The organism is Nonomuraea sp. NPDC004702 (assembly GCF_053601695.1).
In genome coordinates this window covers 114,842-137,727 of record NZ_JBSGCE010000023.1, presented here as the reverse complement: position 1 = coordinate 137,727, position 22,886 = coordinate 114,842, and the positions used below count along the sequence as shown (strand labels likewise).

Genomic DNA, 22,886 nt, shown 5'->3' with positions numbered 1-22,886 from the left:
CCCGGGAGACCGTGCGGGCTCAGCGGGGGGCCTGGACCAGCCCCGCGCCCAGGTCCGCGGCGTCGGCGTCCGGGACGAACACGTCCGTCGCGGCGGTCAGCAGCAACCGGCCGGTGACCGCCGCGGCCCGCGCGCCGTCGCTGCCCGCCCGCAGCTCCTGCCACCACAGCGCCGCCGCCCCGGCCACGTGCGGCGCGGCCATGCTGGTGCCGCTCTTGCTGGTCAGCCCGCCTCCGGTACGGGCCGAGACCACGTCCACGCCCGGCGCGCACACCTGCGGGAAGGTGTTGGAGAACCGCGCGACCGCCAGCCGCCCGGACGGCAGCCGCTGCACCGCGCCCACGGCCATCATGCCCTCGGCGGCCGACGGCAGCTCCGGCCCCACCTCGAAGTCCGGCCGCAGCTCCCGGTGGCTGGCGTTGCCCGTGGCCGCGACGACGATCGTGCCGGCGCCGAACGCCGCCCTGGCCGCGATCATCCGCATCAGCGAGTCGTAGAGCCGCAACGTGGCCCGGTACGACTCCAGCGCGATCGACGTGGCCAGGAACTGCGGCAGCCCGCGCTCCTCCAGCTGCCGCATGGCGGCCGGGAAGTCGATGCCGAGGGACATGGTGATGACGTCGGCGTCGTTCCCGAGCGCCCAGAGCAGGCCCTTGACCGTCGCGGCGGTCGAGCCCTTGCCGTCGTCGCCGAGCACCTTGCCGATCAGCGCCCGTTCGACGCCGGGCGCGACGCCGATGCGCATGCCGTCGACCGGGCGGCCGAAGACGGTGCCGGCGCAGTGGGTGCCGTGGCCGACCTTGTCGCCGCGGCCCGACCCGGTGAAGTCCTCCTCCACCAGCGTCATCCCGGTGAAGGCCGGATGGGTGGCGTCGATGCCGGTGTCGAGGACGGCGACCACCGTCCCCCGCCCCCGTACGGGTGGAGGCGTCGGCGCCCAGCGCCCGCACCCCCCACGTGACCTGCGCGCCCGCCTCCGCCGCCGGCGGCGGGGCCTCGGCGTCCTCGGGCGCGCCCGGGACGGTGGTCGGCATCGGCCGGGCGACCGCGGCCACCGACGGGTCCCGCGCGAGGTCGGCCACCTCGCGCTTGCCGAGCCCGGTGACCTCGACGTGCGGCTCGCTCGGCGTCTCGGCCACGGCGGCGGCCCGCTCGAACGGCGCGGCCATGCGGGTCCTGCTCAGATCGCGCAACACGATGAACTGGTCGGCCATCGTCTTCCCCTCCTGGAAGTAGCCCACCCCTGTGATGTCAGGCGTACTCCTGCCGGGGTCGCCTGGCAACAGCCCGCGGCCGCCGGCCCGCGACGAGCACGGCCACGATCGCCAGCAGCAGCCAGGCCGAGGTCAGGACGATCAGCCAGGTCCATCCGGCGTGGCCGTAGACGGCGCTGCCCGCCGTGCCGCCGGCGCCGCTGCCCAGGTAGTAGCACAGGGTGTAGATCCCGGCGGCGCGACCGCGGGCGGCCGGCGGGGCCTGCGCGGCGACCCACGCGTTGGCCACGGCGTGCGCGGCGAAGAACCCGGCGGTCAGCACGGCGAACCCGGTCACGACCGCGGCCAGGGGGCCGAGCGCGGTCAGCGCCGAGCCGGCGGCCGTCACGGCCAGGGCCGCGACCAGGGCCGCCCGGCGTCCCAGGCGGTCCGCCAGCCGGCCGGCGGCGGCCGAGGAGGCGGTGCCGAGGGCGTAGGAGAGGAACACCAGGGAGGCCACGGCGGGGGAGAGCGACAGCGGCGGCGCGGACAGGCGGAAGGAGGCGGCGTTGTAGAGGGCGACGAACGCGCCGACGCCCAGCGCCCCCACCGTGTACGGCGCCAGCAGCGCCGTCCCGATCCGGCCGCCGCCCCCGGCGCGCGGGGCACGGACGACCGGCGGCGGGGCGGGCAGCGTGCGGGCCGCGTACGCCGAGCAGAGCAGCGACCCGCCGGCCACCACCAGCAGCGCGCCCCGCCACCCCCACGGCCCGGCGGCGAACCCGGCGCCCAGCCGGCCCAGCATCCCGCCCACCGAGTTCCCGGCGATCATCACGCCCACCGCCCCGGCCAGCCTCGTCGCCCCCACCAGATCGGCCAGGTACGCCGCCCCGACCCCGGCGAACCCGGCGACCGCCACCCCCTGCGCCGCCCGCATCGCCACCAGCACGGGGAACGTCGGCGCCAGCGGCAGCGCCAGCCCGATCAGCGCCGAGGCCAGCACGGACCACACGATCATCCGCCGCCGCCCGACGACCTCCGCCAGCGCGGCCAGCGGCAGCACCGCCACCGCCAGCGCCGCCGTGGCCACGCCGACGGCCAGCGACGCGCCGCCGGGGTCGAGCCGGAAGTCGGCGGCCAGCTGCGGCAGGACGGGCTGCGGCGCGTACAGCAGGGCGAAGGAGGAGACGCCGGCCGCCGCCACGGCCGGACCGGCCCGCCGGGTGCCGACTCGTTGAGCTTCGATGACCGCCACGCCTGGAAACGCTAAGCAAGGCTAATAAATACGTCCAATGCGGAAATAGGCGATAATTCATGCTGTGGTGGATGAATACGAGCTCGTGGACGAGCGGCTGGCCGCCGGGCTGGCTCCCACGCTCGCCCTGCTGGCCGCCGTGGGGGAGACCGGGCACGTCACGCGGGCGGCCGAGCTGCTCGGCATGCCGCAGCCCACCGCCAGCCGCCGCCTGGCCGCGCTGGCCGACCTGGTCGGCGCGCCCCTCGTGGTTCCGTACGGGCGGGGCATCCGCCTGACCAGGGCCGGGCGAGTCCTGGCCGCCGCCTCCGGCAAGGCGCTGGCCGTCATGGAGTCGGCCGCCCGCGAGGTGCGCGAGGAGATCGACCCGGGCAGCGGCCGGATCGTGCTCGGGTTCCTGCACCTGCTGGGCCGCACGCTCGTCCCCTCGCTGATCCGGGGCTTCCGCGAGCGTCACCCGGGCGTGCGGTTCAGCCTGGCGCAGGGCTCGCGCCAGGACATGCTGCGTGCGCTCGCCGAGGGCGAGATCGACCTGGTGTTCGTCGCGCCCCTGCCCGACGGCGACCCGGGCCTGTCCGGGCACCCGCTCGCCGACCAGGAGCTGGTGCTGTCCGTGCCGCCCGGCCACCGGTTCGCCGGACGCGCCCGGGTGCGGCCCGCCGAGCTGGCCGGGGAGGAGCTGGTGACGCTCGAACACGGCTACGGCGTCCGCCAGATCACCGACGACCTGTGCGCGGCGGCCGGGTTCACGCCCAGGATCGCCTTCGAGGGGCAGGAGTCGGAGACCGTGCGCGGCCTGGTGGCGGCCGGGCTCGGCGTGGCCGTCCTGCCCCGTCTGACGCCCGCCGAGGGCGTCGTGCAGATCCCGCTGTCGCCCCCGGTGTTCCGGACGATCGGGGCGTGCTGGCCCGCCGGGGCCCGGCTCACGCCCGCCGTGCGCGCCTTCCTGGACCACGTGCGCTCCGGCGCCGCCGACGTCGGCCCGGGGTTGCGGCCCCGCCGACACCCGTCCTCGCAGAAGTAGTTGACGGCTCATCGATTCTGTATGGAGACTTCAGCTGCACACGCCCTTCTGCGGATGGGGACGACCATGCCTGCCGAGTCGTTCAACGCCGGCGTCCATCTCACCGACCGCCTGGTCGAGGCCGGGCACGGCGACCGCGTCGCCGTCGCCGGGCCGCTGGGCGCCATGACGTACGCCCAGCTCGCCACGCACGTCGCCGAGCTGGCCGGCGGGCTGCGGGTGATGGGCGTGCGGCCGGAGGAGCGCGTGCTGCTCGTCCTGCCCGACCGGCCCGAGACGCTGATCACGATCCTGGCCGTGCTGCGGATGGGCGCGGTCGCCGTCCCGGTGCCCGCCCTGTACGACGGGGCCGAGCTGGGCGCGCTGATCCGCGACTCCAGAGCGCGGGTGGTGGTCTCCGCGCCCGAGTTCGAGCCGGCCGTGCAGGAGGCGCTGCTGTCGGCGCCCGAGGTCGTGGCGCTCGTGCTCACCGACGCGGGCCAGGCCCCCGGCCACGTCGCGCGCATCGCCACCGCGACCGGAGCGGGCCCGTCGGCGGCGGTCGAGCCCGGCGTGCCGGTCTGCCTGTGGTCGGACGTGCTGGAGGCCGGCCGGGGCGCGACCGGCGCGTACGACACCTGGCCCGACTCGCCCGCGCTGTGGCTCTACACCGCCGGCACCACCGGCGCGCCCAAGGCGGCCATGCACCGCCACGGCGCGCTGCGCGACGTCCACGAGGCGTACGGGCGGCACGTGCTCGGCGTGCGCCCCGAGGACCGGTGCCTCTCGGCGGCCCGGCTGTTCTCCGCCTACGGGCTCGGCAACTCCCTGGTCCTCCCGCTCGCCGCGGGCGCGACCACGATCCTCGACCCCGCCGCACCCACCCCGGGCGGCGTCGTCGAACGCCTGCTGGCCGAGCGCCCCACCCTGTTCTTCGCTGGCCCGTCGTTCTACGCCGCGCTGCTGGCCGCCGAGGCCCCCAAGGACGCCTTCGCCTCGGTCCGCCTGGCCGTCTCCGCGGGCGAGGCGCTGCCCGCCGAGCTCCACCGCCGCTTCACCGGCCGCTTCGGCGTGGACCTCATCGACGGCCTGGGCTCCGCCGAGTCGCTGCACGTCTTCCTCTCCGGCCGTCCGGGCCGGGCGCGCCCCGCCGGCTCGGGCGCCGTCGTGCCCGGCTACGAGGTGCGTCTCCTGGACGACTCCGGCGCGCCCGTCCCCGACGGCGAGCCCGGCCACCTGTACGTGCGCGGCGACTCGATCGCCACCGGCTACTGGTGCCGCACCGCCGCCACCCGCCAGGCGTTCCAGGGCGAGTGGCTGCGCACCGGCGACACCTGCGCCCGCGACGCCGACGGCTCCTACCGCTTCCTGGGCCGCTCCGGCGACCTGATCAGGACGGGCGGCGCCTGGACGTCACCCCTGGAGGCCGAGGCCCGGCTGCTGGAGCACCCCTCGGTCGCCGAGTGCGCGGTGGTCGCCCACGCCGGCGCCGACGGGCCGGACCGGCCGGTCGCCTGCGTGGTGCCCAGGCCGGGCCGCCCGATCGACGCGGGCGAGCTCATCGCGTTCTGCCGCGAGGGCCTGGCCGCCGACCGGCTCCCGCACGAGGTGCTGGTCCTGGACGAACTGCCCAGAACGGCGACGGGGACGGTCCAGCGCGCGGTCCTCCGGCAACTGGCCGCCGACCTGCTCGGCAAGTGACCGGCGCGGGCTCTCAGAAGGCGTCGCGCAGTTCGCGTTTGAGCACCTTGCCGGAGGCGTTCTTCGGCAGCGCGTCCACGAACACCACGTTCTTGGGCGTCTTGAAGGAGGCCAGCCGCTCGCGCAGGAACGCGTTCAGCTCGGCGGCGGTCAGCGCCGCGCCCTCGCGCAGCACCACGGCGGCCGTCACCGCCTCGATCCACCGCTCGTCCGGGACGCCGAACACGGCCGCCTCGGCGACCGCCGGATGCTGGTAGATGACCTCCTCCACCTCGCGGCTCGCCACGTTCTCGCCGCCGGACTTGATCATGTCCTTCTTCCGGTCGACCACCGACAGGTAGCCGTCGGCGTCCATGACGCCGAGGTCGCCGCTGTGGAACCAGCCGCCGCGGAACGCCTCGGCGGTCTTGTCGGGGTCGTTCCAGTAGCCGAGCATGGCGTGCGGGCTGCGGTGGACGATCTCGCCGACCACGCCCGGCGCCACCGGCCGGTCCTCGTCGTCGACGATCCTGGTCTCGACGTTGAGCGCGGGCCGCCCGGCCGAGCCCAGCCGGGTCAGCTGCTCCTCGGGCCGCAGGATGGTGGCCAGCGGCGCCATCTCGGTCTGGCCGTAGAAGTTGAACAGGCGCACGTCCGGCAGCCGGGCCGAGATCTCCTTCAGCACCTCGACCGGCATGATCGAGGCGCCGTAGTAGCCCTTGCGCAGCGAGGACAGGTCACGGCGGTCGAAGTCGGGGTGGCGCAGCAGGGCGATCCACACCGTGGGCGGGCAGAACAGCTTGGTCGCGCGCTCGCCCTCGATGGTGGCCAGGATCGAGGCCGGGTCGGCGCCCGGCAGGATGAGGTTGGTGGCGCCCAGGTAGATGCCGGGCGTCAGGAAGCAGTGGAGCTGGGCGCAGTGGTAGAGGGGCAGCGCGTGCACCTCGACGTCGTCGGAGCTCATCTCGCCGTCGACGACGCAGCTCACGTACTGGGCCAGCAGGCTCCCGCTGGACAGCGTGGCGCCCTTGGGCCGGGACTCGGTGCCGCTGGTGTACATGAGCTGGATCGGGTCGTCGGCGGCGATCTCCACCTGCGGCTCGGCGTCGTCGCCGCGCCAGGTGGAGAAGGACTCCCAGCCCTCGGCCGCGCCGATCACGCCGCGCACCCGCACGGCGGGCCCGGCCGCGGCCTCGGCCACCGGCAGCAGCGCCTCCTCCGCCAGCATCCCCGTCGCGCCGGAGTGCTCCAGGATGTAGGCCACCTCGCGCGGCCCGAGCATGAAGTTGATCGGCACGGAGATCGCGCCCAGCCGGGCCAGCGCGAAGTAGGCCACCACGAAGGCATGGTTGTTATGGCTGAACAGGGCGAACCGGTCGCCCTTGGCCACGCCGCGCGCCGCCAGCGCGTTGGCCGTGCGGTTGACCTCAAGGTCGAGATCGGCGTAGCTCTGGCGGACGTTGCCGTAGATCACGGCGGTCTTGGCGGGGAACCTGGCGGCCGAGCGCCGCAGGAGGTCGCCGATCGTGTGCTGGCGCGTGGTCATGCTGGGCACCCCCATGCCGAATGATGTTCGGCGATCGTACCCGACGAAGGAGGCGCCCGCCGACCCCCGGCGGACGCCTCCTCGGGCTCACCCTGGCTGGGTGACGCCGTTGACCTTCAGCGTGTACGGCGCGTACTGCTGGACCTGCTCGGTCGGCTCGTCATAGGCCACGATCGCGACCACCGACGGGAAGACCGCGAACGGCGCGAGCTGCAGCCGGTTGAGGCTGATCGAGCCCTTGCCGTCGAACTGGGCCTGCAGCACCACCGAGTGCCGCTCGTCCAGGCCGACCAGTCGCACGTTCCAGTTGCTGACCGGCGTCGGGGAGATCTCGGTCGGGGAGTCGAACGGCTCCAGGCTGGCCCCGTCGCTCACCGCCGTGGCGCCCACCGTGACGTCGTCGATCTTCCAGCCGCCCTCGTTGACCCCGCCGTCGCTGACGTACTGGAAGCCGACGAGGATCTCCTTGCCCGCGTAGGCGGACAGGCTGTAGGTGTGCGGCTGGAACCCGGTGGTGGTGCCGTTGACGGCCGGGCCGAGCGGGCCGGCCACCGTCTTGTCACCGGGGATCGCGGTGTAGGTCTTGCCGCCGTCCGCGGAGACGATCACGTAGCCGTAGTCGAAGCCGGACTCCGCGCCGTACTTGGCGAGGAAGCGCAGCGTCGGGTCGGCGGCCGGGACCGTCACCTTGGTCACCGCGGCGACGTTGAGGTTGCTGGCGTTGCCCGACCACAGCACCGGGTTGCCCGCGCGGTCGGGGTCGTCGGAGACGACCGTCCAGGCCAGCGGGATCGGCGGCAGCGTCTTGGCGCCCTGGAAGGACAGCGAGGTCGGCGCCGCGCCGCCCGGCTTGCGGATCTGCACGTAGTCGGCGCCGTTCGGGGCCGCCCCCGGAGTGTTGTACGCGGCCGGGTTGGCGAGGTTGACCGTGGAGTTCAGGCTCGCGGTCGTCACCCGCTTCTTCGGCACGCCCAGCACCACGCCGCGGCTGCCCACGACCTTGTCCACCAGCACCATCGTCTGGTAATCGTGCAGCACCTGGTACAGGTCCGTGCTGCCGAGCGCCGCCTTGACGCTGGCCAGGCCCTGCAGGGAGCCGTCACGGTGCAGCTTGGACAGGAAGTCCGCGCCGTACCGGTCGTACAGGAACAACATGAACGAGTACGCGTTGCCGTAGTCGGCCAGCACCGCGTCCGGGTTGCCGCCGTCGCCCCACAGGTTGAGCGAGTTCTGCGGGCCGCCGCAGTTGCGCGGGTTCGGGTTGTACGGCGTCTGGACGATGCCGAAGCCCTGGAAGCAGTTGATGTGGTTGTCGAAGCCCTTCTCGAACACCGTCGCCTTGGGGTTGCCGTAACCCGTCACCGAGATCGCGAAGTCCGACAGGCCCTCGTTCATCCAGGTGGTCTCAAGCGGGTCGGTGTAGTAGTGCAGCAGGTGCTGCCACTCGTGGGCGAAGACGCCCTCGTACTGGAAGGGCCGGGCCGAGCGCGAGGTGCACACGTCGGAGGTCGGGTCGTCCGGCGGGTTCGCGCCGGTCCTGTGCAGCCAGTCGAACGCGTCGATCGTCATCACGTTGCGGTCGAGCAGCTCGTTGTACTGCGAGGAGAAGAAGCCCGCGATGTACGTGGTCGCGGCCGGGAAGGTGTAGTAGTTGTCGTCCCGGACGTTGTCGATCAGCGTCACCGTGCGGTCGCCGGCACCGGTGTAGACGCCGCCGTTGCCGTTGGCGTCGGGGCCGAGCACGGCGTTCGTGCCGTCCCGGTCCGGCGGCGTGCTGAAGGTCGCGGTCTCCTTCGGGTACATGTTCGTGTCGAACTGCTGCACCAGGTTCGTGACCTGGGCGTCGGTGATCTCCGTCGTCCCGGGCACCTGCATCCGGCAGTCGCCGGCCGGGAAGGCCAGGTCGTTGGCGACCCAGACCTCGATCTTGTCGCCGACGCCGCGCAGCGTGTAGTCCTTGCGGTACAGGCGGCCGTTGTAGTCGTCCGTGGCCAGCCACTGCCGTACGGTGCCGACCGGCGGCGTCTCGGCGGCGGCCTTGGCCGTGGCCTTGCGGGCCTCGTACTTCGCGGGGACCTTGACGGGCTTGCCGTCGAGGGTGAAGTCCTTGCGGGTGAGCTCCTTGACGTCGCTCGGCGGCGCGGCCGTGGCGGCCGCCTGCGGGGACTCGGCCGACGCGGGTATCGCGGTCAGCGTGGGCAGTAAGAGAAGTGCGGCAGCGATTCCGATGATTCGGGTGCGCGCCATTGAACCCCCTAGGTATGGGTGTTGCCCGGATGGAACAGGGGTGACATCCGGTAATTACCGGAACCGAATTGGCGCGCGCAATGGGGGCATTTGCCAACAAAACGCGGTGGAATTGGCGATCAAACCAGAACGGCCAGCCGCCGGTACGACTCCAGCCGCCGCTCCAGGTCGTAGGTGTTCATCGTGACCAGCACCTCGTCGGCGCCGGTGGCCGCCACCAGTGAGCCCAGCGCGACCGCCACCTCCGGCGCGGTGCCGTGGATCTGCCCCTTCAGCGCCTCCGCCAGCAGCGCCCGCTCCCGCCCGGTCAGCTCCAGCCGGGCGACCTCCTCGGCCGGCACCAGCGGCGGGAACGCGCCGCTGGTGCGCGAGCGCGCCGTGGACCACGCCTCCGGCAGCTGGAGCTGCGCCGCCTCCTCGCGGGTCGCGCCGACCGCGACGCTGACCGCCGCCATCACGTACGGCCGCGCCGCCCACTCCGAGGGCCGGAACCCCGCCCGGTAACGCGCCGCCGCCTCCACCGCCCGCGGCCCGGCCCCGATCACCATGGGCAGCCCGAGCTCCGCCGCCAGATCCGCCCCCGACCCCATGGCCAGCACGAACACCTGCGGCCGCAGCCCCTCGGCCGGGACGGCGTGCACGCCCGGATGCGCCCGCTGCCCGCCGGTGAAGTACCCCAGCAACTCACCGACCCGGTCGCCGAACCCGTCCGCGGCCTCCTTGCCGTGCCCGAGCGCCCGCCGGACGCCGCCCGTGAACCCCACCGAACGCCCGAGCCCCATGTCGATCCGCCCCGGGTGCAGCGACTCCAGCACGCCGAACTGCTCGGCCACCACCAGCGGCCGGTGGTTGGGCAGCATCACGCCGCCGGTGCCCACCCGGATCCGCCCGGTCGCCGCCGCGACGGCCGCGGCCAGCACGGTCGGCGCCGCCCCCGCCACGCCGGGCACGCTGTGGTGCTCGGCCACCCAGAACCGGTGGTAGCCCAGCTCCTCGGCCTGCCGGGCGAACGCGACGGTGTCCCGCAGCGCGGTGGCCGCGTCGGAGCCCCGGCGCAGGAGCGAACGGTCGAGAATCGAATACAGGGTCACGCCTGCGTGCAACACCGCACGCCCCGGGATCAATCCAGCGGGTCCCACGGGACGGCGTCGTAGCAGGAGAGCAGCCGGGCCAGCGTCGGGCCGTCCTGCCGCAGCGGGACGCCGTCGACCTCGCCGACCGGGACCACGCCGTGGGAGTTGCACAGGAACACCAGGTCGAAGCCCGGCAGGTCGGCGACCCGCAGCGGGCGGCGCTCCTGGGGCACGTCGATGTCCTCCAGCAGGCCCATGGCGGTGCCGTGCAGCATCGGCGCGTCCGGCCACACCAGGCGCCCGCCGGACCAGCAGCCGACGTTCGTGATCGCGCCCTCGCTGATCAGGCCGTCGGCGGTGGTCAGCAGCGCCTCGTCGAAGCCCAGGGGCGCGACCGTCCGCCGCAGGTGCGCCTGGGCGAACCCGGCCGCCTTCTTGATGTGCGGCAGGTAACGCTGGTAGAGGACCGCCGTGACGCGCTGGGGGCGGGTGGAGACCTCGGTGGGCGGGGCGGCCGTGGCCACGACGCGCGGGCGGCCGTCGTGCTCGACGACGTAGACCCGCACGCCCGCGTCGCGCAGGTCGTCGCCGAGCACGGCCCGGATCGAGCCGAGCACCGCCGCCGGGTCGAGCCGGGCGCCGAACAGCTCCAGGTTGGCCGCCGCCAGCCGCTCCAGGTGCAGGGCCAGGCCGCGGGTGCGCCGGTCTCTGACCTGCATGGCGGTGAAGTGCCCGTAGCGGGCCTCCAGCGCGAAGCGCGCGTCGGCGTCCACCGGCCTGCCCTCGACCACCGCTCGTACGATCATGCGTCCAGCATGTCCTGTCCGCCGGCCCCCGCGCGCATGATCGTGAAGGGCGCCAGCTCGCCGAGCCCCCGCACCGACAGCCGGTCGACCGCGCGCAGCAGGAAGGCCCGGTCGCCCTCCAGCTCCTCGGCCATCTCGGGGTCGGCCAGGATCGTTCCCGGCAGGGAGAGCGCGGTGAGCCGGCTGGCCAGGTTGACGGTGGTGCCGAACACGTCGCCCATGCGCCAGATCACCGGCCCGGCGGCCAGGCCCACCCGCAGCTCGGGCATGTCCCGGCCGCGGTGGGTCTCCACCAGGCGCAGCGCGATCTCGGCCGCCACGTGCGCCTTGTCGGCCACGAACAGCACCGAGTCGCCGAGCGTCTTGACCACCCGCCCGCCCGAGGACGTGACCACGTCGGCCGAGCGGCCCTCGAACCTGTCGACCAGCCGGGCCAGCTCGGTCGCCGTGATCTGCCGGCTGAGCCGGGTGAAGGCCACCAGGTCGGCGAACCCCACCGCCATGCGCACGGCGCTCATGTCCTGGTCGGCCAGCCGGCCCGCGGCGGCGGCGAGCTGCCGCTGCCAGGCGTAGACCAGCAGCCGCGCCAGGTCGGGCACCACCCGCTCGGCCCGCCGCCGCCAGGCCCGCGGGCGTTCGGCCAGCGGCACGCCCGCCTGGTCGAGCGCCTCGGCGCCCAGCTCGGCCTGCGACTCGGCGAGCCGGGCCGTCGCCCGCCCGATCGAGCGGGCCATCAGCAGCATGTGCTCCTCGTCGTAGGCGCCGGAGCTGACCATCGAGAGCATGGTGCGCAGCGCCTCGACGTCGGAGTCGGTGAACTCGACCGCGTCGTCGGCCACATTGGCGAACCCCAGCGCCCGCCACAACCGCCGCGCCCGGTAGACCGGGACCCCGGCCATGTGGGCCACCTGGTGGCTGGTGTAGCGGCGCGGCGCGCGCAGGAACGCCTCCGCCACCCCGTCCCCGTCCTCGCGTGACACGCGTGCAACATAACACCCTGTGGCGGGCGTCACTCCAGGAGGGCGCGCAGGGCGGGCCGCTCGGCGTCGGGCAGGTGGACGGCGTAGTAGTCGTACATGGACCGGCGCAGCAGGCGCGCGGCGGTGGCTCCGTCGCCGGCGCGCACGGCGGCCAGCACCTCCTCGTGGTGCCGGATGCTGCGCCGCATCAGCGACTCGCGGTCGGGCGCGTCGGCGATCTTCCCGGCGATCAGCCCCAGCACGACCGAGCGGACCACGTCGGTGCAGACCTGGATCAGCGTGTTGCCGCTGGCCGCCACGACGACGTCATGGAAGGCCACGTCGGCGGCGCTGAAGGCGTCGTGGTCGGAGGCGGAGGCGGTGGCGGAGGCGGAGGCGGAGGCGGTGGCGGCGGGCGCGGCGGCGCGCATGGCGGCGCGCATGCCGGCGATGGCCGCCTCCATCTCGGCGAGCTGCTCCTCGGTGCGCAGCCGCGCGGCCAGCAGCACGGCCGAGGAGTCGAGCACCATCCTGAACTGCACCAGCTCGGCCAGCGACAGCTCGGCCACCCGCGCCAGCGTGGTCATCGACTTGTGTAAGGCGGCGGGGGAGAACGGCAGCACCTCCGCGCCGTTGGGATCGCCCGGCCGGGACCGCACCAGGCCGCGCGCCTGGAGCACGCGCAGCGCCTCCCGCACCGTGGAGCGCCCGACGGAGAACTGCACCATCAGCTCGCGCTCGCTCGGCAGCCGCGCCCCCGGCCCGAGAGCCCCGCTCTCGATGGCCTCCTCGACCTGTTCCACGACCCGCTCGTAAGCGCGTACGGCCCGCACCGGCTCGAACCGTGCACCCATCGGAAGCCCCCTTGACCCGAGCCGTCACGGACTGGCAATGTGCGTAGCCTACTGGTCAGACCAGTGCACTAGCCAGGAGGCTGTAAGACATGAGGCGAATCGGAATCTGGATCGCCGTGGGCGGTCTCCTGCTGGTCACAGCCGCCTGTGGCGGCGGTTCCGGCTCGGGCGGTTCCGGCACCGCGGGCACCCCCAAGGCCCAGTCCCTGTCCGTAGGGTTCGTGGCCGAGCCGGCCAACCTCGACTTCACCGCCACCGAGGGCGCGGCCATCCCGCAGGCGTTGCTGGTCAACGTCTACGAGGGCCTGGTCAAGCTCGACCAGGACGGCTCGATCAAGCCGCTGCTGGCCGAGAAGTGGTCGGTCTCCGACGACCGGAAGACCTACACCTTCACCCTGCGCAAGGGCGTCACGTTCAGCAGCGGGGCGCCGTTCACGGCCGACGACGTGGTGTTCTCGCTCGACCGGGTCAGGAGCGACTGGAAGCTCAAGATCAAGGCGCAGCTCGACGTCATCGACAAGGTGACCAAGACCGACGACGCCACCGCCGTCGTCACCCTCAAGCGGCCGAGCAACGGCTTCCTCTACGCCCTGGCCACCCGCCTCGGCGCCATGTTCAGCCGCACCGGCGTGGCCGACCTGGCCAACAAGCCCGTCGGCACCGGGCCGTACACGCTGGGGGCGTGGAAGCGCGGCGAGTCGATCCAGCTCGCCGCCAACCCCTCGTACTGGGGCGCCAAGCCGGCGCTGTCGGCGATCACGCTGAAGTACTTCAAGGACGCCACGGCGATGAACAACGCGCTGCTGACCGGCGGCATCGATGTCATCTCCGCCGTGCAGGCCCCCGAGTCGCTTCAGCAGTTCGCCGACCCGAACCGGTTCCAGACGGTCGAGGGCACCACCAACGGCGAGGTCGTGCTGTCGATGAACAACGCCCGGCCGCCGTTCGACGACGTCAAGGCCCGCCAGGCCGTCCGGTACGCCATCGACCACAAGGCGCTGCTGGACACCGCGTGGGCCGGGCGCGGCCAGCTCATCGGCTCGATGGTGCCGCCCACCGACCCCTGGTACGAGGACCGCACCGGCGACTACCCCCACGACCCGGCCAAGGCCAAGGAACTGCTGGGCGGCAGGACGCTGACGGTCAAGATGCGCATCCCCAACCTGCCGTACGCGGTGGCCAGTGCGCAGGTCGTGAAGTCGCAGCTGGCCCAGGTGGGCATCACGGCCGACATCGAGCCGCTGGAGTTCCCGGCCCGCTGGCTGGACGTGGTGTTCAAGCAGGGCGACTACGACCTGTCCATCATCAACCACGTCGAACCCCGCGACATGGGGATTTTTGCCGATAAATCGTATTACTTCCACTATGACAACCCCGAGTTCGGCAAACTCCTCGCCTCCGCCGACGCCGGCACCGAGCAGCAGCAGACCGACGACCTGAAGAAGGCCGCCAAGCTGCTCTCCGACGACGCCGCCGCCGACTGGCTGTTCCTGTTCCCCAACCTGATCGTGGCGAAGAAGGGCGTCACCGGGCTGCCGAAGAACGCCATCGCGGAGTCCTTCGACTTCACCGGTCTCGCCAAGCAGTGACGCTCTACCTGCTCAAACGGCTGGCGGTGCTGATCGTGAGCGCCGCCGTCGCCGCCGTCGCGGTGTTCGCGTCCATGGCGCTGCTGCCCGGCGACCCGGCCGAGATCGCGCTCGGCGTCAACGCCACCCCCGACGCGGTCGCCGCGCTGCGCCGCCAGTTCGGCACCGACCGCCCGCCGGCCGTGCAGTTCCTCGACTGGATCGGCGGGCTGGCCCACGGCGACTTCGGCGTCTCCTACGTCACCAGCTCGCCCATCGGCCCGCAGATCGGCGAGCGGCTCGGCGTGACGGCCGTGCTGGTGCTCGGCGGCATGGTGCTGGCGCTGGCCGTCGCGGTGCCGCTCGGCACGTTCGCCGCCGTGCACCACCGCAACCCGCTCGGCGCCGCGATCAGCGCGGCCAGCCAGCTCGGCATCGCCGTCCCCGCCTTCCTCGCGGGCATCCTGCTGGTGTTCGTGTTCGCGGTGAAGGCCCAGGCCCTGCCCTCCGGCGGGTACGTCCCGATCGCCGACAGCCCGCAGGAGTGGCTGCGCTCGCTGCTGCTGCCGTGGTTGTCGCTCGGGCTCGTCCAGGGCGCCGTGCTCACCCGGTACGTGCGCAGCGCCGTCCTCGACGTCATGCGCGAGGACTACCTGCGCACCGCCCGCGCCAAGGGCCGCGGCAGCACCGGCGCCCTGTGGCGGCACGGCCTGCGCAACGCCTCGATCCCCGTGGTCACCGTGCTCGGCCTGCAACTGGCCACCCTGCTGGTCGGGGCGGTCGTGGTCGAGCGGGTCTTCGTCCTGCCCGGGCTCGGCGACCTGCTGCTCAACGGCGTCGCCGGGCGCGACCTGCTGCTCGTCCAGGGTGTGGTGATGGTGCTGGTGGCCGCGGTCCTGCTGATCAACTTCGTGGTGGACGTCGCCTACCGCCTGCTCGACCCGAGGCTGCGATGAAGGGCCGCGCGAACGCCGCGCTGCTGACCGGCGGCGCGCTGGTCGGGCTGGTCACGCTGGCCGCGCTGGTCTCGTTCGTCTGGACGCCGCACGACCCGACCCTCGTCGACGCCGCCCGCAAGCTGCGCGACCCCGGCGGCGGCTACCTGCTGGGCGCCGACAAGTTCGGCCGCGACACCCTCAGCCAGCTCATGGTCGGCGCGCGCACCACCCTCTACGTCGGCGTGGTGGCCGTCGGGATCGCCGCCGTCCTCGGCGTGCCGCTCGGCGTGGTCGCCGGGATGACGCCGCGCGGCTGGCTGTCGGAGCTGATCATGCGGGTCAACGACCTGGTGTTCGCCTTCCCCGCGCTGCTGCTGGCCGTCATGCTGGGCGCGGTCTACGGAGCCGGCACGCTCACCGCGATGATCGCGATCGGGGTGGCCACCGTGCCCGCGTTCGCGCGGGTGGCCCGCGCCGCGACGCTCCAGGTCATGGTGACCGACTACATCCTGGCCGCGCGCGCCGCGGGCCGCCGCCGGGGCGCGATCGCCGTGCGGCACGTGCTGCCGAACATCGGGTCCGTGCTGATCGTGCAGGCGTCGGTGTCGTTCGCGATCGCGATCCTGGCCGAGGCGGCGCTGTCGTTCCTCGGGTTCGGCACCCGGCCGCCGACCCCGTCCTGGGGGCGCATGTTGCAGGAGTCGCAGGAGCTGCTGTTCTCCACCCCGCGTCTCGCGCTGTGGCCGGGCCTGGCGATCGCGCTCGCCGTCCTCGGGTTCAACCTGCTCGGCGACGGGCTGCGCGACCACCTCGATCCGAAGCTCAGGAGGGTCCGTGCTGACGGTTGAGGGGCTTTGCGTACGGGCCGGCGCGGTGGGGCTCGTGCACGACGTGTCGTTCGCGATCGGGCCCGGCGAGCGGGTCGGGCTGATCGGCGAGTCCGGGTCCGGCAAGTCGCTGACCGCGCTGTCGCTCATGGGCCTGCTGCCCGAGGGCGTCACCGCCGCCGGCACGGCCAGGCTCGGGGGACGCGACCTGGTCGGCGTGCCCGAGAAGCGGCTGAAGGACCTGCGCGGGCGCGAGGTGTCCATGGTCTTCCAGGAGCCGATGACCGCGCTCAACCCGCTCATGCGCGTCGGCGCGCAGGTCGCCGAGGCCATGACCCTGCACGGCGTCCCCCGCGCCGAGGCCGGGCGGCGCGCGCTCGCGCTGCTGGACCGCGTCCGGCTCCCCGAACCCGGGCAGATCGCCCGCGCCTACCCGCACCAGCTCTCCGGCGGCCAGCGCCAGCGCGTCATGCTCGCCATCGCCCTGGCCAACGAGCCGGGGCTGCTCGTCTGCGACGAGCCGACCACCGCGCTCGACGTCACCGTGCAGAAGCAGATGCTGGAGCTGATCGCCGAGGTCGCCCCCGCGCTGCTGTTCATCACCCACGACCTGGCGGTGGTGGCCTCCGTCTGCGAGCGGGTGATCGTCATGTACGGCGGCCGCGTCGTCGAGACCGGGCCCATCCGCGAGGTCTTCACCCGCCCCCGCCACCGTTACACCGAGGGCCTGCTGGCCGCCTCCCGGCTCACGCCGCGCGGCACCAGGCTGCCGACCATCAAGGGCAGCGTGCCGCCCGCGGGCGCCTTCCCCGAGGGCTGCGTGTTCCGCAACCGCTGCCCGCACGCCACCCCGCGGTGCGAGACCCCGCCGGCGCTGACAGGAGACGGCCATGCCCACGCATGCTGGCACCCCACCGAATGAGCCCTCTGGCGACGTGCTGATCGAGGCGCGCCGTCTCAGCCGCGTCTACCACCGCCCGCGCACCTCGCTCACCAGGCCGGGCGCGCCCGTCCACGCCCTGCGGGAGGTGTCGCTGACCGTCCGCCGCGGCGAGCGGTTCGGCATCGTCGGCGAGTCCGGCTCCGGCAAGTCCACGCTGCTGCGCCTGCTGTGCGGCCTGGACCGGCCCACCGGCGGGTCCGTCGTCTTCGACGGGCGGGAGATCACCGGCCTGCCGGAGCGGCGGCTGCGCTTCCTGCGGGAGAACCTGCAGATCGTCTTCCAGGACCCGATGAGCTCGCTCGACCCGCGCATGCGCGTGCGGGACCTGGTGGCCGAGCCGCTGGTCGCGCTCGGCCTGCCGGTCGGCGGCCGGGTGGCCGAGCTGCTGGCGGAGGTCGGCCTGCCCGCCTCGGCCGCCGACCGCTACCCCCATCAGTTCTCCGGCGGTCAGCGGCAGCGCATCGCCATCGCCCGCGCGCTCGCGCCCCGGCCGAAGGTGCTGGTCGCCGACGAGCCCGTCAGCGCCCTCGACGTGTCCGTCCGCGGCCAGATCCTCAACCTGCTCGCCGACCTGGTGGACGAGCTGGGCCTCACGCTCGTGTTCGTCTCGCACGACCTGTCGGTGGTCCGGCACGTGTGCGAGACCGTGGCCGTCATGAGCGGCGGCGAGATCGTCGAGACCGGCCCGGTGGACGACGTCTGGGCCGCGCCGCGCCACCCGTACACGCGTGACCTGCTGCAGGCCGTACCGACCCTGGAGGGATTGTTGTGATCGAGGTCGACGAGCGGGGAGTCGTGGAGTTCACGCAGGCCCTGGTGCGCATCCCCAGCACCAACGACCCCGCGCGCGGGCGCACCGAGCGGCCCGCCGCCGAGCTGGTCGAGGCCAGGATGCGCGAGTGGGGCTGGGACCCGGTCGTGAGCGAGGCCGCCGCCGGGCGGCCCAACGTCGTCGCGGTGGTCGAGGGCGGCGGCGGCGACGGGCCGACGCTGATGTTCGAGGGCCACACCGACGTCGTGACCGAGGGCGACCTGTCCACCTGGACCGTCGACCCGTTCGGCGGCGAGATCCGCGACGGGCGGCTGTGGGGCCGGGGCAGCGCCGACATGAAGTCCGGCCTGGCCGCCACCCTCTACGCCACCCGCGCGCTCCAGCTCGCCGGCCCGTTCCCCGGCCGGATCAAGGTGTGCGCGCTGGCCGACGAGGAGGGTCTGATGATCGGCGCCCACCACTTCGTCGCCTCCGGCCTGGCCGACGGCGTGGACGGCGCGATCGTCGCCGAGCCCGAGGCCGGGGAGATCTGCGCGGTGGCCAAGGGCGCGCTGCGGCTGCGCGTCGACCTCACCGGCAAGATGGCCCACGGCGCGATGCCGCAGCACGGCCGCAACCCCGTCCAGGCGGTCGGCACGCTGCTGGTCGCCCTGCGCGGCCTCCAGCGGGAGCTCCAGGAACGGCATCCGGCCCACGAGCACCTCGGCGAGGTGTACGTCACCCCGACCGTGGTCCGGGCGGGCAGCGAGGAGCAGGTCAACGTCATCCCCGCCACGGCGTCCGTCTTCGTCGACGTGCGCACGATCCCCGGGCTGGAGCACAAGGTCGTGGCCGACCGGGTGGCCGCCCTCGCCGCGGCCGGGGACGGGATCGAGGCGTCGGTGTCGGTCCTGGTGGACCGGCCGCCGGTGGACGTGCCGGTGACCGACCCGGTGGTGGCCGCGCTGGCGGCGGCCCACCGTACGGTGACGGGGGAGGAGCCGGTCTACGGCGGCGTGCCGGGCTCGACGGACGGGACCGTGCTGACCCACTGGGGCGGCGTCCCCTCGGTCGTGTACGGCCCCGGCGGCAAGTGGATCGCCCACCAGGCGGACGAGTACGTCGAGGTCGCCGAGATCGTCCGGTGCACCCGGGTGTTCGCCGAGGCGGCGCGGCGCTTCCTGCACCGGGACTTCTGATGCTCGCCGAACCCGCCCCCGGCATGCGTCCCGGGCCGACGAACTCGCTGGTGGACGTCGCCGGGCTGCGCGTCGGGCACGCGCACCGCGTGGGCGGCGGCTACCGCACGGGCACGACCGTGGTGCTGGCGCCGCCGGAGGGTGTGGTGGCCGGCGTCGACGTGCGCGGCGCCGCTCCCGGCACCCGCGAGACCGAGTTGCTCGATCCGCGCAACCTGGTCGAGCGCGTGCACGCCGTCGTGCTGTCGGGCGGCAGCGCGTACGGGCTGAGCGCGGCGTGCGGGGTGATGGACGGGCTGGCCGACGCGGGCATCGGCTTCCCGGTGGCGGGCGGCGTGGTGCCCATCGTCCCGGCGGCCGTCATCTACGACCTCGGGCGCGGCGGCGACTTCCGCGCCACCCCCGACGCCGCCCTCGGCGCCGCCGCCTACGCCGCCGCCCGCACTCCGGCGCACGAACCGCCCTTCCCCGCACCCCCGCCCCGCCGCGGCGGCAGCGCGGACGCCTCCTCCCCACGGACGGCCGCCCGCTACGGCGACGCCGCCCGCCACGGCGGCGCGGCCCGGCACGCCACCGCGCCTCCCACGGCCAGCGGGTCCATCGGGGCCGGGGCCGGGGCGATGGCGGGCGGCCTGGCCGGCGGCGTCGGGACGGCCAGCGCCGTCCTGCCCGGCGGCGTCACGGTGGCCGCCCTGGCCGTCGTCAACGCCGCCGGATCCGTGCTCGACCCCGCGGGCGCCACCCTCGCCGGCGTCCGCTACGGCCTGCCGGGCGAGTTCGGCCACCTGCGCCGCCCGGACCCCGCCGAGGCCGGGGCGTGGCAGCCGGACAAGGTCACCTCGTTCAACACCACCATCGGCGTGGTGGCCACCGACCTCACCCTCACCAAGGCCCAGTGCGGCAAGCTGGCCGGGGTGGCCCACGACGGCCTGGCCAGAGCCATCCGGCCGGCCCACACCATGGTCGACGGCGACACCGTCTTCGGCCTGGCCGCCTGCGCCCGCCCGGCCCCCGGCCCCGACGGGCTCCAGGACGTCCTGGCCGCCGCGGCCGACGTGTTCAGCCGGGCCGTGGCCCACGCCATGCTCGCCGCCACCGGCCGCGAGGACGCGCCCGCGTACCTCGACGTGTTCCCGAGCGTCCTAGGGGGAGACAGATGACCTGGCCGGACGGCCTGCCCATCGGAGACGGATGGGCCGCCACCGAGGACACCACCGAGGTGATCTTCCCCTACGACGGCTCGGTGGTGGCCCGCGCCCCGCTGGGCACCCCCGCCCACGCCGCCCGCGCCCTGGAGGCGGCGCTGGCCGTCGCGCCCGCCATGGCCGCGCTGCCCTCGCACGCCCGCCGCGCCGCGCTCATGGCCGCGCACGACGCGCTCGCCGCCCGCCGCGAGGAGTTCGAGCGGCTGCTGGTCCTGGAGACCGGCAAGCCGCTGGTCGACTGCCGGGTCGAGGTGGCCAGGACGCTGCTCACCCTCGCCACGGCCGCCGAGGAGGTCGCCCGGCTGCACGGCGAGACCGTCCCGCTGGACCTGCTGCCGTCGGGGGAGGGGCTGATCGGGTTCTGGACGCGGCGGCCGATCGGCGTCGTCGTCGGGATCACCGGCTACAACTACCCGCTGCTCCTGGCCGCCCACAAGATCGCCCCGGCGGTCGCGGCCGGCTGCCCGGTGATCGTCAAGCCCGCCCCGGCGACGCCCCTGGCCACGCTCCGGCTGGTGCACCTGCTCCGCGAGGGCGGCCTGCCGCCCGCCGCCGTCCAGCTCGTCACCGGGGACGTCGAGGTCGGCCGCACGCTGGTCGAGGACCGGCGGATCGGCGCGGTCTCCTTCACCGGCTCGGCCGCCGCCGGGCACGCCATCGCCCGCGCCGCCGCCCCCACCAAGGTGCTGCTCGAACTCGGCTCCAACGCCGCCCTCGTGGTCGCCGCCGACGCCGACCTGGCGGCCGCCGCCGACGCCGTCGTGCGCGGCGGCTACTACGCCTCCGGGCAGGCGTGCATCGCGGTGCAGCGGGTGCTGGTCGAGGAGCCCGTACGGGAGGAGTTCCTGGCGCTGCTGGCCGCCCGCGTCAAGGACGTCGCCGTCGGCGACCCGCGCCTGCCCGGGACCCGCGTGGCCCCGCTGATCGACGCCGCCGCCACCGACCGCGTCCTTGAGTGGATCGGCGACTCGGGCGCCGAGGTGGTCGCCGGCGGGGTGCGCGAGGGCCGGGCGATCGCGCCGACCGTGCTGTCCGGCGTGCCCGACGGCGCCGCCGCGTGGGACGAGGAGATCTTCGGCCCGGTGGTGTGCGTCCGCGGGGTGCCGGACCTCGACGCCGCCTTCGAGGCCGTCAACCGCTCCCGGTACGGCCTGCACGCCGCCGTCTACACCCGCTCGCTGGCCACCGCCTTCACCGCGATCGAACGCATCCAGACCGGCGGCGTGGTGGTGAACGAGGTGCCCGGCTTCCGCGCCGACAACATGCCGTACGGCGGGGTCAAGGACTCGGGCAGCGGCCGCGAGGGCCCGCGCTTCGCCATGGAGGAAATGACGGTGACCAGAATGGCGATCATCCGCCCCTGACGGCCGCTGTAGGGTGGCGCCCAAACGGCGAGGAGGCGCGTGCCTTGGCTATTCGGACGGACGATCCGGTGGTTGTCCCGCGAGCGCGCCGCGGCAGGGCCCTGCCCGTGCTCGCCGCCCTCCTGGCCGTCGCCCTGGCCTGCGCCGGCACGGCCTGGTGGCGGGAGCACGGGCAGGCGCGGGACCGGGAGCGCGTCGCGCTGGCCCACGGGCTCGCGCTGCACGCCGCCGAGCTGCGCGGCGACGATCCGGTCAGGGCTCGCGACCTCGGCCTGGCCGCTGTGGGCTTGCACGCCGACGACCGGACCCGCGCCGGGCTGACCGACACCCTCCTGCTGGGGCGCAGGGACGACCTCTGGCTCCGCGGCCCCGGCGGCGTCCGGCACGCCGAGCTGAGCGGCGACGGGCGCGTCGGCCTGGTCGCCGGGAACGGCAAGGCCGAGGTCTGGGAGCTCGGCTCCGGGAAATCGGTCACGCTGGACGGGTCCGAGGGCGCGGCGCCGGCGCTCTCCCATGACGGCCGCACCGCTCTGACCGGCGGCGACGACGGCGCCACGACCGTGTGGGACCTCACCGATCCCGCCCGCCCGGCCCGCCGGGCGACGTTGCCGGGCGTGGCGGCGAAGGGGCCGCTCGACGACGTCCAGGCCGTGGCGGTGAGCCGGGACGGCCGGGTCGCCGCGGTCGCCGACTTCGCCGGGAACCTGCTGGTGTGGGACCTGACCGTAGGCGACCACCCGGTCCGGCGCTCGGTCACCGCCGTCCACGACTCCCGGACGGAGGACCTCGACCTCAGCGGCGACGGCAGGACGGCGGTCACCACGTCCGACGATGGCCCGGTGACGATCTGGAACCTGGCGGACCCGGCGCACCCGGTGAAGGCGGCCGAGCTGACCCCGGCCATCTACACCGGCACGGCCGCCGCCCTGAGCGGCGACGGACGCGTCCTCGTCGTCGCGCGGCGCGACCCAGGGGCCGACTGGCGGAGCCAGGCGGAGGTCTGGACGCTCGGCGACCCGGCCCGTCCGGGCCCCCCGGTCCGGACCGCCGTCATCGGGATGCCACCGGCGGACATGCTCGACGTGGCCCTCACACCCGACGGCGGGACCGCTCTCCTGGCGGGCTCCAACGGCAGCGGATCGCTCTGGGACCTGTCCGTCCCTTCCCGGCCCGTCCGGCTGGCCGGGCTGCGCGGGTACCCGTCGGAGGTGCAGGGGGTGGCGTTGAGCGACGGCGCCCGCAGCGCCCTGCTGGCCGCCCCCGAGAGCGCCACCTTCTCCCTGTGGGACCTGCACGACCTGCGGCAGGTGGTCACCGACCCTGAGCAGGACCTGTGCGACCACGGCCCGCAGATCTTGAGGAGGGCGGACTGGGACCACTACACCGACGGCGCCGACCCTTCGGACTACGGCGGCGGTGACGGGGACGTGAGCCTCTGCTCCCTCCGATGAGGGTAACGGTTTGACCAGATGTCT

Annotated in this window: 20 protein-coding genes; 12 read left to right on the top strand and 8 right to left on the bottom strand. The window is 74.3% G+C overall.

Features of this window, described 5'->3' with window-relative positions; all coding sequences use genetic code 11:
- Positions 1-19: 19 nt before the first annotated feature.
- The gene (locus tag ACWEJ6_RS27240; protein ID WP_452427204.1) at positions 20-901 is read right to left on the bottom strand and encodes a S8 family peptidase; all 882 of its coding nucleotides are present in this window, start codon (positions 899-901) and stop codon (positions 20-22) included.
- A gap of 20 nt (positions 902-921) precedes the next feature.
- Here ACWEJ6_RS27240 and ACWEJ6_RS27235 point away from each other — a divergent pair, with 20 nt between their 5' ends.
- On the top strand, positions 922-1,236 hold the full coding sequence (locus ACWEJ6_RS27235) for a hypothetical protein (RefSeq protein WP_452427202.1): 315 nt from the start codon (positions 922-924) through the stop codon (positions 1,234-1,236).
- A gap of 15 nt (positions 1,237-1,251) precedes the next feature.
- Here the strand turns inward: ACWEJ6_RS27235 and ACWEJ6_RS27230 are convergent, their stop codons facing one another.
- Positions 1,252-2,448 (bottom strand): MFS transporter, encoded by a 1,197-nt coding sequence (locus tag ACWEJ6_RS27230; RefSeq protein WP_452427200.1) that lies wholly within the window; start codon positions 2,446-2,448, stop codon positions 1,252-1,254.
- Between the two features lie 64 nt (positions 2,449-2,512).
- Here ACWEJ6_RS27230 and ACWEJ6_RS27225 point away from each other — a divergent pair, with 64 nt between their 5' ends.
- Entirely contained in the window at positions 2,513-3,472 is a 960-nt protein-coding gene (locus ACWEJ6_RS27225) for a LysR substrate-binding domain-containing protein (protein ID WP_452427198.1), read from the top strand.
- Between the two features lie 66 nt (positions 3,473-3,538).
- The gene (locus ACWEJ6_RS27220) at positions 3,539-5,152 is read left to right on the top strand and encodes a benzoate-CoA ligase family protein (protein WP_452427196.1); all 1,614 of its coding nucleotides are present in this window, start codon (positions 3,539-3,541) and stop codon (positions 5,150-5,152) included.
- A gap of 13 nt (positions 5,153-5,165) precedes the next feature.
- Here the strand turns inward: ACWEJ6_RS27220 and ACWEJ6_RS27215 are convergent, their stop codons facing one another.
- The 6 genes from ACWEJ6_RS27215 to ACWEJ6_RS27190 all read right to left on the bottom strand — a co-directional run bounded on the left by ACWEJ6_RS27215 (position 5,166) and on the right by ACWEJ6_RS27190 (position 12,616).
- A complete protein-coding gene (locus ACWEJ6_RS27215) occupies positions 5,166-6,677 on the bottom strand; it encodes an acyl-CoA synthetase (RefSeq protein WP_452427194.1) in 1,512 nt (503 codons plus the stop codon).
- Positions 6,678-6,764: 87 nt separating this feature from the next.
- Positions 6,765-8,924: a choice-of-anchor J domain-containing protein gene (locus ACWEJ6_RS27210; RefSeq protein WP_387669515.1), complete on the bottom strand. Its 2,160-nt coding sequence runs from the start codon at positions 8,922-8,924 to the stop codon at positions 6,765-6,767.
- 119 nt (positions 8,925-9,043) lie between these two features.
- Positions 9,044-10,015 (bottom strand): LLM class flavin-dependent oxidoreductase, encoded by a 972-nt coding sequence (locus ACWEJ6_RS27205; protein WP_452427192.1) that lies wholly within the window; start codon positions 10,013-10,015, stop codon positions 9,044-9,046.
- A gap of 29 nt (positions 10,016-10,044) precedes the next feature.
- Entirely contained in the window at positions 10,045-10,803 is a 759-nt protein-coding gene (locus tag ACWEJ6_RS27200) for an aminotransferase class IV (RefSeq protein ID WP_452427191.1), read from the bottom strand.
- The gene (locus ACWEJ6_RS27195; protein ID WP_387669511.1) at positions 10,800-11,783 is read right to left on the bottom strand and encodes an adenylate/guanylate cyclase domain-containing protein; all 984 of its coding nucleotides are present in this window, start codon (positions 11,781-11,783) and stop codon (positions 10,800-10,802) included. The genes ACWEJ6_RS27200 and ACWEJ6_RS27195 overlap by 4 nt, the downstream gene beginning before the upstream one ends.
- A gap of 29 nt (positions 11,784-11,812) precedes the next feature.
- The gene (locus ACWEJ6_RS27190) at positions 11,813-12,616 is read right to left on the bottom strand and encodes a FadR/GntR family transcriptional regulator (protein ID WP_452427188.1); all 804 of its coding nucleotides are present in this window, start codon (positions 12,614-12,616) and stop codon (positions 11,813-11,815) included.
- 89 nt (positions 12,617-12,705) lie between these two features.
- On the opposite strand from ACWEJ6_RS27190, the gene ACWEJ6_RS27185 reads away from it, so the two are divergent.
- From ACWEJ6_RS27185 to ACWEJ6_RS27145, 9 genes are all read left to right on the top strand, one after another.
- Entirely contained in the window at positions 12,706-14,205 is a 1,500-nt protein-coding gene (locus tag ACWEJ6_RS27185) for an ABC transporter substrate-binding protein (protein WP_358286188.1), read from the top strand.
- Complete coding sequence (locus ACWEJ6_RS27180) at positions 14,202-15,140, top strand: ABC transporter permease (protein WP_452427186.1); 939 nt, start codon at positions 14,202-14,204, stop codon at positions 15,138-15,140. Before ACWEJ6_RS27185 ends, ACWEJ6_RS27180 begins: the two co-directional genes overlap by 4 nt.
- Positions 15,137-15,970 carry an ABC transporter permease gene (locus ACWEJ6_RS27175; RefSeq protein WP_387669505.1) on the top strand — a complete coding sequence of 278 codons (834 nt, stop codon included), beginning with the start codon at positions 15,137-15,139 and terminating at the stop codon, positions 15,968-15,970. The genes ACWEJ6_RS27180 and ACWEJ6_RS27175 overlap by 4 nt, the downstream gene beginning before the upstream one ends.
- Positions 15,957-16,871: an ABC transporter ATP-binding protein gene (locus ACWEJ6_RS27170; RefSeq protein WP_387669504.1), complete on the top strand. Its 915-nt coding sequence runs from the start codon at positions 15,957-15,959 to the stop codon at positions 16,869-16,871. The genes ACWEJ6_RS27175 and ACWEJ6_RS27170 overlap by 14 nt, the downstream gene beginning before the upstream one ends.
- Positions 16,840-17,664 carry an ATP-binding cassette domain-containing protein gene (locus tag ACWEJ6_RS27165; RefSeq protein ID WP_452427183.1) on the top strand — a complete coding sequence of 275 codons (825 nt, stop codon included), beginning with the start codon at positions 16,840-16,842 and terminating at the stop codon, positions 17,662-17,664. The genes ACWEJ6_RS27170 and ACWEJ6_RS27165 overlap by 32 nt, the downstream gene beginning before the upstream one ends.
- The gene (locus ACWEJ6_RS27160; protein WP_397156280.1) at positions 17,661-18,842 is read left to right on the top strand and encodes a M20 family metallopeptidase; all 1,182 of its coding nucleotides are present in this window, start codon (positions 17,661-17,663) and stop codon (positions 18,840-18,842) included. The genes ACWEJ6_RS27165 and ACWEJ6_RS27160 overlap by 4 nt, the downstream gene beginning before the upstream one ends.
- The gene (locus tag ACWEJ6_RS27155; protein ID WP_452427181.1) at positions 18,842-20,002 is read left to right on the top strand and encodes a P1 family peptidase; all 1,161 of its coding nucleotides are present in this window, start codon (positions 18,842-18,844) and stop codon (positions 20,000-20,002) included. Before ACWEJ6_RS27160 ends, ACWEJ6_RS27155 begins: the two co-directional genes overlap by 1 nt.
- Positions 19,999-21,411, top strand: coding sequence for an aldehyde dehydrogenase family protein (locus ACWEJ6_RS27150; RefSeq protein ID WP_452427179.1), 1,413 nt, complete (start codon positions 19,999-20,001; stop codon positions 21,409-21,411). Before ACWEJ6_RS27155 ends, ACWEJ6_RS27150 begins: the two co-directional genes overlap by 4 nt.
- 68 nt (positions 21,412-21,479) lie before the next feature.
- Complete coding sequence (locus tag ACWEJ6_RS27145; RefSeq protein ID WP_452427177.1) at positions 21,480-22,862, top strand: WD40 repeat domain-containing protein; 1,383 nt, start codon at positions 21,480-21,482, stop codon at positions 22,860-22,862.
- Positions 22,863-22,886: the final 24 nt, after the last annotated feature.